The organism is Pseudoalteromonas sp. SR41-1, from assembly GCF_014164015.1.
GTDB lineage: Bacteria > Pseudomonadota > Gammaproteobacteria > Enterobacterales > Alteromonadaceae > Pseudoalteromonas > Pseudoalteromonas distincta.
The window spans coordinates 325,635-337,420 of record NZ_JACJEK010000001.1 but is presented as its reverse complement, the minus strand read 5'-3'; the positions used below and the strand labels follow the sequence as shown (position 1 = coordinate 337,420).

Genomic DNA, 11,786 nt, shown 5'->3' with positions numbered 1-11,786 from the left:
TGCGTTTTTTACAGGGGTGCCATCTTGATAAACATAAAGCAAATCCACTACGCTTGACGTTGTTGCAGCAATACCTGCGTCATTAATGGTTATATCACTAATGCGGCTAATATTGGCAGGGCTTGCATTACTTGGTGCCCGCGCTGTTTGTGGGCTGGTTATGTCGAAATCTATCGGCCCATCAAAGGTTATAAATGTGCCATCAAGTGTGAGTACGTTAGTGGCGGTAATATCAACATTACCTTGGCTGTCGAGTTTTATCTCGCCGCCTGCATTGTGAATAATTAAATCGCCACGGCCGGAGCCCGTTATGTTTATATTATTGTTAGTTTGTAAAAACGTAGAGCCAGTAGGCACATTAAGCTTTAAGTCGCTGTTATTGGTTTTAAGGAGTATGTCGCTTTGGGCATTTACTTTTACTGCACGCCCAGTGAGGAGTGATATTTCATTCTCGCTCGTAAGGGTCGCATTTTTACCACTGAAGGCTTGGCTGCCACCACTTTGATAATTTACATGGCTGTTATTTGTGGTTTGCGACACGTTATTTTTAACATCAATAAATTGATTGTTTTTAATAACAAACTGAACATTATTTTGTTCTGTTTCAAGGCACAGGTCGCGCCCGGCGTGTAAATTTATAGTACCGAGTTGGCTTATCCATTGAATAAATTGGCGGCCTGATTTTATAGCATTTAATTCAATATAGTGCTCACTTGCGAGCGTTTGTAAGATGACTTTAGGGGCATCTTTATCGTCATCGAACATGAGTTCATTTTGCGCGGCGCTTAATAAGCGATTATGTGTTGGGTTAGCGGCTGTAACAACGCTTGGTTGGTCGGCGTTTAATGCAAAACCCATTATAAATGTGTTATTTGGGTCGTTATTAATACACCCAATAAGTACCTCAGAGCCACCAACGAGTGGGAAGTGCCAGCCAGTGGCTTGAGGTTGGTTTTCACAAGCATATAGCGCTAGTTTTTTTAGTGCAGGGCTTGATTGAATTACTGGGCGAGCTGTTTTATCAAACTCGGTACGAATACGGTATTGGCCATGTTCATCTACAAATGCATTACTTGTGAGAGATTCTACGGTTGCTGGAAATACCATGGGCTTAGGCGTGTGGGGCTCAGGCATTGCTTTGTAAGGTGTACCGCGCTCTATAAATTGCGCTACGCAGTGATAGTGCGTTTCACCTTCATGGCTGCTTTCGTCATTTGCTTGATTAAGGGTGTGCTCTATTGCAATGCATAGCAAATCACCACTGGCAAACCCCATATTATCGTCAAGCGAAATTGAGCAACCTGCAAATACATCAGATACATTACCCATAAGCGTAACCAGCTTATTGTGTGCGGCTAATGCATTACTAAAGCTTTGTGTTTGTGCTGATGCTTCTGCGTCTGAGTTTGCAGCAGGCTCGAAAAATGATTGACTGTTACTGGCTACTTTTTGGAATTGTCCATGGGCATTACTTTGCGCTGCATTATTATATATGGTTTGTGTTACTTCACTGTGCATAAAGCCGACAAAGTTACCCCAGTACTGGGCGTTCATCCCCGCGTTTGCTTTAACTTCTAATACACCCGTACTTAAATAGGGGCTGTTGAGGTTGCTGTCACTTATAACAAGTGTTTCGGTGCTTGACTCGCTTTCAATCCAGTAAAAAAGACCATGCTGAGACATCAAGCGATTAAAAAAGGCCCAGTCACTTTCCATTGCTTGCACACATTGCTTTAAATGCGGTAAGGCGGAACTTGTCCTAAAAACAATTTGTCCTGATGAATAACCTGCTTTTTGTGCTAAGTAATTTAATACATCTTGTACGTTTACAGCAATAAAGACTTTACTGTTTGAGGTGTTTTTTAAGGTGGATAATCGATCTTGAATGTTTATTTTAAAGCGGTGTAAATTGTTGAATACACCCATATTGGTTACAGATGTAATCAGACCGCATTGCTCTCGATATCTTTTGTTTTTATTAACAAAAATCACGCTGGCATTAGCGAGTAGGATATCTGTATTAATTTTTACTGAAGATTCAACGGTGAGTGAATAACTAAAGCCTTTATTAATTTTTTCGTAGCCATGTAGGTAAGTAACATTAAGGTCTTTGTCATTAACCTTCAAAAAAAAATTAGATTTAGTCAAAACGTTGCAATCCCTGCTCGGTAAAATTGGTGGCGTAAACATACCTTTTTGTGTGTTAATGATCAACTGGATAATTGTAACCATAAAAAATTAAATTAGATTTACACTCGATTGTTTCATAAATGGGGATGGTGGTGTTTTGTTGCGTATTTTTCATTTATAAACATTAATTAGAGTGTTTATTCTAATTAATTAATCGCATTAATATTCTAATATTTTAAACCTTATATAGGTTGACAATAGCGGTTAGGTGTTTGTATTATGCGCCAAATAAATGGATTTATTACTAGCCTTAGACTATGCGTTTTTTAGTTTAACTGATGACAAGGAGCATGTTGTGAATAAAAAAGAGTTTATAAATCAAATAAATAGCTTGTACTCCTTAGCTTGGTCACTTACTGCCAGCGTTTCTTCGCTACTAGACCAGGTAGGTATTCCTGCCCATCGCGTTTTTTCTGAAAATTCTATAGAACACTTTTTCTTTTTTTTAAATAATCCCCCTAAAAGCAATGGAAAAGTTACTTTAATTAACGGTGATGTATCTGTTTATATAAAAGAGCTTTCATTAATAAATACTAAGTTAATTACGTCTATAGATGATGTTGTTACGCAGTCTTTGTTAGTAGATTCTCAAGAGAAAAGCAGGACTAAGACTTTTTTAGGCTTTTTTAAAACTAATAAATGGTCTGATTGTGCGAATGTAAGATTCAATAAAGTTATTTGCCCAGTTTATGAAGCTACTCTTTGCAAAACTAATTTTAATTTTAAATAAAAATATTTATTGAGGTAAAAAATGCGCTTTATTTTAAATGCAATTATAGGTTTATCACTTTCTATAATGTTAACTGGTTGTATGAGTACTAACGTAAGTTTAGATGTTAAGGCAACAGATAATTTAAATTTAAACCAATTTGATGAAGCGTTACCAGTGGTTTTAAAGGTGTATCAATTGTCGGATATACAAACATTTAAAACAGCCACATTTGAAGAATTATGGAAGTCAGATAAGTCAGTTTTAGCTAATAGTTTAATTACATTAGAAGAGCGGACAATTCACCCTTCTGAGCAATCTAAAATTAAGTTTGAACAAGCTGAAAATGCAAAGTTTGTAGCGATTGTTGCTTTATTTAGAGATCGCAGTGGCGATAATTGGAAAGCGTATTACCCGCTTGCAGATGGCCCTGTTAAGTTGTCTACATCATTAGATGTTTTGGTTACAAACAACGAAGTTCAATTACCTGGCGTGGATAAGGCTGAGTAATGAATTTAAAAGCTCCCGCAAAGCCCGTTTGGGCCGAAGGTGTTTTGCTTGCTCAGCAACACTTTCAACTATTTGACGATTATCACGATCAGAATCAGGTTGTACGTCAAGCGCTAATATCACCATTGGCATTTGGTTTACAGCATTTTGCTATTGATGAATCAGCACTTGCTCGCGGTATATTAAAAGTAACTAGTTTTAAGCTACTTTTAGAAAATGGTCGCTTGCTTGATTTTGATCGACAGCATCAAGATGATTTAAAGCTAGAGCTCGATAGTAACCATCAAGATAGTGTTATTTATATTGCTATTGCTGCAAATAAAACAGTTAGCAATATTGAAGGTTATGCGGCGAGCGGGCAATTAAGCGCATATGAAGCAGATTATATTGATTTAGAAGATAATCATGATGCGTCACGTAGCCGTGAGGTATTAGTTGCAAAGCCTAAATTTATATTACTGTCTGACTCAGATGTAAAAACTTATTTTGACACTATTGCCTGTTTAAAAATAAGTCGTGCGGAAGATGGCTCGTTTGTTTTAAATAAACAGTTTGTGCCTCCTTTATTAAATATAAGTGCATCTGCTTATTTAACTGAGCTGTTAAATAGAACGGCTAATTTAGTTAATGCAAAAGTTAATGTGCTGCTTAGCAGACGTAAAAATTATGGCTCAGTTACTGATTTTGGGCCGAATGAAATGAATACATTTTTGTTACTTAATGCAATGGCTCCATCGGCTAAACGTTTAGATCATCTTAAAAACTTGTCATTGGTCCATCCTGAACGTTTGTATTGTGAGCTTGTTGATTTAATTAGTTCAGTTTCAATGTTTGAGCACAGTGACTTAGTTAACCAAGTACCACCATACCAGCATAAAAATTTAAGCAATGTATTCGGTCAGCTTGATGGCCTATTAACTCGTTTACTTGAAGGGGTTGTACCTAAGAAAATGGTGGGCTTAAAACTTGAAAAAACCTCTAACGCTATTTATCAAGTTGCCACTATTGACTCTGCAACGTTTACTAATAACGACTTTTATTTAGCTGTGTATTTTGAATCTGAAGACACCAAATGGATTGAAACATTTAGTGATCAAGTAAAAGTAGGTGCAAGCGAAAAGCTCGATATCATGATTTCATCTGCTTTAGCGGGTGTGCAACTAACACATTGTCAGCGACCTCCAAATAAGCTGGCCATAAAAAGTGGTTACGAATACTTCAGGCTTGAGTCGCATGGTTTCATTTGGCAGCAAATTATTGAAGAGCAATCATTAAGCTTATTTGTACCATTTGGATTGCAAAGTGCACAAATTGAAATTGTTACCGTAGCACGTAATTAACGTAGAGTTGAAATTATGCAAGAAGCACAAAAAGAACAAGATTTAGTCGCGTGTATTTCGCCTGTAATTAACGCGCTAACACCATTAAAACTAAAGCAATCTACTAATTTAGAGCTTGGAGAGTTTAGAGAAAATTTACTTACTAGTTTTGATGAGTATGAGCGTAATTGTTACTCGCAACAGGTAACAACAAGTTTAATGCAAGAAGTTAAGTTTGCTCTTACGGCTATGTGTGATGAATTTGTTATGAGCTCAGGTGCTCATTTTAGAATGGATTGGATGTCGCGACCGCTACAACTTGAATTTTTTGGTAACAACCGAGCGGGAGAAGAGTTTTTCGAACGTTTAGGTAAGCTTCGCACTGGCGGAGAGCAAAAGCTAGCTGCATTAGAGGTTTACTATATTTGTCTGCAGCTTGGCTTTGAAGGCATTTACAAAGTTAAAGGTATTGAGCAATTAAAAGCGTTAATTGTTGATGTAAGAGCTCAAATTGAAGATATAAAAGGAACACCGAGTTCTCAATTATCTGATAACGGTATACCTGCAGAAGGGTTTGCTATGAAGGTGGGGCGTAATATTCCTTATTGGGTGATATTAGCTATTTGCTTGGGTTCTATTGCCTCATTATTTGCTGGATTTCATTATGTAATTAATAAGCAAGCAACGCAGAGTACTCAGGTAATAGACAACCAAATTGAAGTGCTGACTCAGCTCAATAAAACCAACGAAACACGATAGGTAACATAATGCAGGGAAGAGTTAATAAAAGCGGTTTAGTTCATTTTTTATTGGGCTTAGTATCATCGCGTGCAACGGGTCAACTTATTGGCTTTATAGCCGTTTTGAGTATTGTGTGGTTTGCCGGTCGCATGGTGGGTTTAGATACTACCGATAAAAAATTAATTGCGATGGGTGCTGTAACCGCTGTTTTTGTTTTATTTATTTTTATTCGTTGGTTATGGACTAAGCGCTCAGGCGATAAGTTAGCTTCTGAATTAGCAAGTCATAATGCCGGTTCGAGTGCTGAATTAAGTGAAATTAAAGAAAAGATGCAAGAAGCATTGGGATCTTTAAAAGCATCTCATTTAGGTGCGGGTTATCGTGGTAATACTGCTTTATACGCTTTGCCTTGGTATATGATTATTGGCCCTTCGGCTACAGGGAAAAGTACTTTATTTGCAAATTCTGGCTTACATTTCCCTTACTCTAATTCGAGTGAATTGCATATCCAAGGTTTTGGTGGAACGCGCAATTGTGACTGGTGGTTCTCAGATCAAGCTATTTTAATTGATACTGCAGGGCGTTACACAACTGAGCAGTCAGAAAATAAAGAGTGGTTGTCATTTTTAGCGCTCCTTAAAAAATACAGACCAAAACTGCCTATAAATGGCGTAATGGTGGCCATTAGCGTTGCAGATGTATTAACTTCCGACAGTGAAGAAATCCGTCAACATGTAAAATTAGTACGTGAGCGTATAGAAGAGCTAATTACTCAACTTGGCGTTATTTTTCCTGTATATATTACTTTTACCAAAACTGACTTAATCAGTGGTTTTGAACCTTTTTTTAGTGATTTATCTGAAAAAGAGCGTGAGCAAGTGTTTGGTGCGTACTTACTCGACATTAGTGAAGATCAAAAAAATGATCCTGCAGAAATGTTTGAAGTTCGTATGCAGGAACTATATGAGCGACTGTGCGAACAACGTTTAAGCAAAGTTGCACGAGAGCGCAACGAGCATCGTAAACAGCTAATACTTGATTTTCCTAATCAATTTCAATCAGCTTCAACTAAGTTAACTGAGTTTGTTAACTTGCTGTTTAAGTCTAATCCATATCAAGAAGTTCCTTGGTTTGCTGGTGTTTATTTTACATCGGGCACGCAAGAAGGTACGCCTATTGAACGTATTACTAATGGTGTACGAGATCAATTTGGTGCGGTTGTTGTTGACCAAAAACAAGAAAGTATTACTCAAAGTTATTTTATTAATCGCGTATTTAATGATGTTATTTTTAAACTACAGGATTTAACGCGAGGAAACAGAAAAAAACGGTTAGTAGGACGCTGGTTAAAAGGTTTAACCGTTACTTCGGGCTTGGCATCTATTGCCGCAATTACAGCACTTCTTATTACGTCGTACACAAGTAATCAACTATTACTTAATCAAGGTGAGTCACGTGTAAAAGCTGTTGTTGAAGCTAATGTAAGTAAGGCTAAAGATGAGCAGAAACTTGCTGCTACACTAGCGCTGTTTGAGCACTACGGTCAGCTTAAAACTTACGAAGATTCATTACCGTGGTACTTTATATTTGGTATTTACGAAGGTGATGAAACCTTAGATAGCGTTGCAAATGTGCTATTTAATCAGATGAATCAGCTTATTACTTATCCAGGTGAAGAGCATTTACTTGCGCAAATAAAACAGTACGAAACTCAGTGGCTTGACAATGAAGATGAAGCCAAAGCAACGATTCGTCAGCAGTATTACGATGCACTAAAAATGCATTTAATGATGAGTACGAACCCTGAGCATATTTCAACGGAGTTTGCTAAAGAGCAATTACTTAATTTTATAGCTGAGCATTTTCATATAGACATAAATGCACAAGAGCAAGCACCAATTTATACACAACTAAGTAGCTTAGTTGATATGTACTTACAAAATATGGGTAACGACATAGAGCAGCCAGGTAAAATTGCATTTTGGCAGGCTAACGAAACATCGATAGCGCTAGCGAGAGACAATTTAAATACCCAGCCAGAGGCTTTCCCGTTATATCAACAAGTAATTACAAGTTTTGCTGATCGCAAAAAGCCATTGTTATTAAACGACTTTATGATTTCTAAAAATCGTGATGTATTTAAGAGTAAGTATAAAATTCCATATGTTTATACAAACTTAGGTTGGCAGGAATATGTATTCCCAGAGATTAAACGTATTTCACGTTTGGTGTTCTCAGGTGACTGGGTTATGGGTTCTAGCGATGAAAATGGTCAAAATGTTGTTGACGAAGCACAAGCTGAAACTTTGGCAAAGGCTATGCGAGCATATTACTTTAAAGACTACGGCAATACTTGGTTTGCTTTTATAGATAGCATAAAAGTGCCTGCATTTAGAGATCTAAACGATGCAAGTATTGATTTTGCACGCCTTTCATCGATGGATGGCCCTTTTAACGATTTAATGAAACTGATTAACGACAATATTACGCTCGCTGATGCCCCTTTAAAAAGCCAAGCTTCGATAGGTAAGACGGCTGCAGATGTTGCAAATAAATTAGCTCTAAACACGCCAACAATTACCCAAATGAGTACGGTTAGAGCGCCAGAGCTTGAAAGTCGATTTGCAGACTTAAGACGCTTTGCACAGCCTAATGAAGATAAGAATTCTTCTGATTACTTAAGACAATACATCAGTTCATTAAGTAGCATCCATTCAGACATTAAAGCAATGGCAGCGAGTAATGAAGATGATGCTCAAGCAATGATATTTGCGCAGGACTTACTTTCAGGTAATAGCCAAAGTAATGCATTACAGTCTTCGTGGATAATTATTGAGAGCCAAACTCGAGCACTAGACCCTCAAACCAAAGAAACGCTAGATAAGCTATTTAAGGCCCCGCTTCATGGTGGTATCGCTACTATTATGGCAAAAGCACGTACTCAGCTTAACCAAGAGTGGGAAAACCAAGTTTATACTATGTATAACAGCAGTTTAGCTGGTAAATATCCATTTAACTTAACTGGCCCTGATGCTGCGATAGCAGATGTTTCTGAGTTTTTAAATTCTGAATCAGGAATTTTATGGAGCTTTATTAACACCCAGCTCAAACCATTTATGAAAGTACGCCGCGGTGTATGGGAAGAAAAACAATGGAATGGTGTAGGTATTGGTTTTAGCCCGCAATTACTTGATGGTTTAACTAAAGCAAATAAAGTAACTCGTTCGTTGTTTTCTAATGGCGCCGATAGTGCTGGTTTTACTTTTCAGATGATGCCTGTTCCACACCGAGGCATTCGTGAAACATACTTAGGCTTTAGTGAGCAAGGTTATCGCTACCGCAATGAGCCTGAAGAATGGCGTAACTTTTCGTGGCCTGGTCGAGGAGCTGCAGAGAAAGCTGTTCTGTATGGTTTAGACAATAAAGGGCGTCGTATTTCTATTGAGCAAGACGGACCTTGGGCACTACTAAAAGTGCTTAACTCAGCCAGTGTTAAGTGGATTAAAGGCACAGAGTTTTTAGCAACATGGGAATTAAAAGATAAATCTGATGAAGTGTTAACAGTCCAGTTTTCTCTTAAATCAGGACGCAACAGCGGTATATTTTCAAAATACATGCTTACATCGTTTGCATTGCCAAGCTCTTTGTTTTCACAAAGCCCTAGCTTGGCTCAATCGCAGTCGCGAACAATGCAATAGGCCGCTAGCAATGTTTAGTTTATTTACAAAAAAGAAAACACCGACGCTGGTTAAGCAACATAGCTTTGGTTTTATGGGTAAAACACCGATAAGACCAGACTTTGTGAAGCTCAATATTTCATCTAGAGAATCGGTTGGATTTGATCATTGGTTGCAAGAGGGCTTTGCCCATTTAAACCGTGGTAGAAAAACGACTGATACAAGCCACTTGAATGGAACTAAGTCGTTGTTCTTTATATCTGGCAATGCGGATGATGGTGGTTTACTTGGCGTTTTGCAGCCAAGCAAAGATAGCAGTGGTCGTTTTTACCCATTTAGCTCTTTTGTACATAGTGGGCTTGATACATATAAGCGACATCCTGCTTTTCTATTTTTATTTGCAAGCCAAGTAATAGAGCACCTTTTAGGTGTAAATGAAAATATTAAACAAGCTGCCAGTATTAATGAAATGGAGCAAAAAGCACAAGATTATAACCGTGTAGCTGATGCACTTAAACAGCAACCAAATCTAACTCTAGAGCTTGATAAACTTAGAACTATTCCAATGAGCGTTTTTTGGCAACATTTAGGCTTGAACGATATTGCAAAAAGAGCAATTTTAATTGAAGAGCTATCGGCTGTGCTTAAATCTATTGCTAATAGAGGGTGTTTAAGAAGTCAGTTTGGTATTCGCCTACCAATGCCTAGTTTTAGTCATGAAAGTGCCTTAGTTGCAGGGTTTTGGTTGCACTTAGTTGCGTCTATGGTGGCAGATCATAATTGGCAGCCTTGGTTTTTTTATCAGTTAGGTGATGATAATCAAGCGCCTAGTTTAACTATTTTTTGTAGACCTATTCCAGCGTCATACTTTAATAGTGTGTGGGAATACGATAAAAAAACGAATGACATTGTTGATCTATGTAATTTAAAAGTAGAAAAACAGCCGTCTTCACAAACACTTAATTTTGCTGATATGGATAACGTGAGTGTTTACGATGCACTTCGTCGTTGGTGTAAATCATGAGTATTAAAGCGCCGCATACACATACCACTTGGATTGAATGGCTTGAAGCATTAAGTGCACCTCTTGCCGGGAATAAGTGTGGAGAAGATTTAAAATATGAAGAAACATTTAAAGCATTAAAAGCATCTTCATCAGGAGTGGGGGAAGTTGACTTTAAAGTGATGTTTATACAAGCATCAGACTTACTCAACACTCAAAGTAAAGATTTACGCATAGTAAGTTATTTAGCACTAGCAGCAACAAGTGAGTTTGGGGTTACAGGTTTAACGCATACGTTATTGTTATTTAATCGTTTGTTGACTACTTTTACGGATGAGGTACACCCACTAAGAGCCAGAATGCGTGCTGCAGTTAATACATGGTTTTTACAACAGCAAGAACGTTTAAAAGGTGTTGCCCAAGGGCATGATACAAACGCTGAACAATGGCCTGAACTTATAGCTGCTTTGACTCAATACAATGAGCAGTGTGTTGCGTTATTAGACAACGAATCTGGCCCTCTATCAACTTTGAATGAGTGGGCTAAAGAGCAAGAAAAGCGAAACCCAGTACCTGTAGCTGAACCAGTGCAAGAAGAAAAAGCGATTAGTACAGAGCAAAAATTAGCTGAAAATACGGGTGTAACAGCTCCAAAATCAGAAGCTAATAGTACTGCACCTGCACCTGCATCAGCTGCTAGTCAGCTTAGTATTGGTAATGCTGATATTGCTTCAGATACAGCGTATTTAAGTGCGGTCAGGCAACTACTTAACTTTGATAAAGAACAAAATAATATTGAAAGAGTAATAAAGTTATCGCGAGCTGCGCGTTGGACAAGGTTGGCACTACCCGCTAACGAAAATGGAAAAACGCGTTTACCCGCTCCAAGGGCTGCAGCATTTGCTCCAATTGAAAATGCATTGGCAAGTGAGCAGCCTGAACAAGCTTTAAATTTAGCCGAAGGGTTGTTTATGGAAGGGGCTATGCAATTTAATTTAAATCTTCAAGTGCTTAGTTTAAATGCATTAAAAAAATTAAATAAATTGCCGCTTGTTCATTGGCTTGAGCAACAATTAGTTAATTTAAATGAGCAGTTTCCTGCTTTAGTTTCCCTACAGTATGACGATGGAAGTCCGCTGTGTTCATCTGTAAATAAAGAGTTTTTAAAAGAGCTATCTCACTCTGCAAAAACAGAGTCTGTTAGCTCTCAAAGTAGTGCGTTTGATGAGCAGTATAGCGAATTAATACAAGAGGTTGAAAAAGGGCAGTTGTCTTCAGCTCTAATTAAAGTAGATCACATAAATATTTTAAACGACTTTGATAAAGCCCAAGCGCAATTATTAAAGGCAAAACTATTAATAAAAGCTGAGCATTACGAACATGCTTTAGCATTATTGAACGTGTTACTAAAACAAATAAAAGCGCATGATTTAGCGCAATGGCAACAATGTTTTTGCATGGAAGTATGGCGATTTTCCAAGCAGTGTTATGCAAGTTTGTCACAAACGCCAGAAGATGAAATGAGTTTAGCTGCTAAACATATTAGTCAGCAAATGATGGTAACTAACCCTGCACAAGCGTTAGCGTGGGTTTAGTTACAAGGGCTTGACTAATATGTCGAGGTTTAATTGGAATTG

8 protein-coding genes are annotated in these 11,786 nt (G+C 37.8%); 7 read left to right on the top strand and 1 reads right to left on the bottom strand.

The features are described 5' to 3' along the window. A partial coding sequence (locus tag H5118_RS01445) for a type VI secretion system Vgr family protein (RefSeq protein ID WP_259397870.1) occupies positions 1-2,148 on the bottom strand: 2,148 nt, incomplete at its 3' end. A 274-nt stretch (positions 2,149-2,422) separates the two neighbouring features. On the opposite strand from H5118_RS01445, the gene H5118_RS01440 reads away from it, so the two are divergent. Genes H5118_RS01440 through H5118_RS01410 form a run of 7 tightly spaced genes read left to right on the top strand, consistent with a single transcriptional unit; the run spans position 2,423 to position 11,744 of the window. Further along, positions 2,423-2,920 carry a hypothetical protein gene (locus tag H5118_RS01440; protein WP_259397869.1) on the top strand — a complete coding sequence of 166 codons (498 nt, stop codon included), beginning with the start codon at positions 2,423-2,425 and terminating at the stop codon, positions 2,918-2,920. A gap of 21 nt (positions 2,921-2,941) precedes the next feature. After that, positions 2,942-3,409, top strand: coding sequence for a type VI secretion system lipoprotein TssJ (gene tssJ, locus H5118_RS01435; protein WP_170071208.1), 468 nt, complete (start codon positions 2,942-2,944; stop codon positions 3,407-3,409). After that, entirely contained in the window at positions 3,409-4,749 is a 1,341-nt protein-coding gene (tssK, locus tag H5118_RS01430; RefSeq protein ID WP_182747497.1) for a type VI secretion system baseplate subunit TssK, read from the top strand. The genes tssJ and tssK overlap by 1 nt, the downstream gene beginning before the upstream one ends. 15 nt (positions 4,750-4,764) lie before the next feature. Further along, positions 4,765-5,487, top strand: a complete 723-nt coding sequence (gene icmH / locus H5118_RS01425) for a type IVB secretion system protein IcmH/DotU (protein WP_182692313.1) — start codon at positions 4,765-4,767, stop codon at positions 5,485-5,487. 8 nt (positions 5,488-5,495) lie between these two features. Continuing rightward, a complete protein-coding gene (gene tssM / locus H5118_RS01420; RefSeq protein ID WP_182747495.1) occupies positions 5,496-9,167 on the top strand; it encodes a type VI secretion system membrane subunit TssM in 3,672 nt (1,223 codons plus the stop codon). A 10-nt stretch (positions 9,168-9,177) separates the two neighbouring features. Then, positions 9,178-10,170, top strand: a complete 993-nt coding sequence (gene tagF / locus H5118_RS01415) for a type VI secretion system-associated protein TagF (protein ID WP_182692315.1) — start codon at positions 9,178-9,180, stop codon at positions 10,168-10,170. Then, entirely contained in the window at positions 10,167-11,744 is a 1,578-nt protein-coding gene (locus tag H5118_RS01410; RefSeq protein WP_182696438.1) for a TssA family type VI secretion system protein, read from the top strand. Before tagF ends, H5118_RS01410 begins: the two co-directional genes overlap by 4 nt. Positions 11,745-11,786: the final 42 nt, after the last annotated feature.

Coding starts and splice junctions, on each gene's coding strand:
- H5118_RS01440 (WP_259397869.1), top strand. CDS start 2,423: ATGGATTTATTACTAGCCTTAGACTATGCGTTTTTTAGTTTAACTGAT.
- tssJ (WP_170071208.1), top strand. CDS start 2,942: ATGCGCTTTATTTTAAATGCAATTATAGGTTTATCACTTTCTATAATG.
- tssK (WP_182747497.1), top strand. CDS start 3,409: ATGAATTTAAAAGCTCCCGCAAAGCCCGTTTGGGCCGAAGGTGTTTTG.
- icmH (WP_182692313.1), top strand. CDS start 4,765: ATGCAAGAAGCACAAAAAGAACAAGATTTAGTCGCGTGTATTTCGCCT.
- tssM (WP_182747495.1), top strand. CDS start 5,496: ATGCAGGGAAGAGTTAATAAAAGCGGTTTAGTTCATTTTTTATTGGGC.
- tagF (WP_182692315.1), top strand. CDS start 9,178: ATGTTTAGTTTATTTACAAAAAAGAAAACACCGACGCTGGTTAAGCAA.
- H5118_RS01410 (WP_182696438.1), top strand. CDS start 10,167: ATGAGTATTAAAGCGCCGCATACACATACCACTTGGATTGAATGGCTT.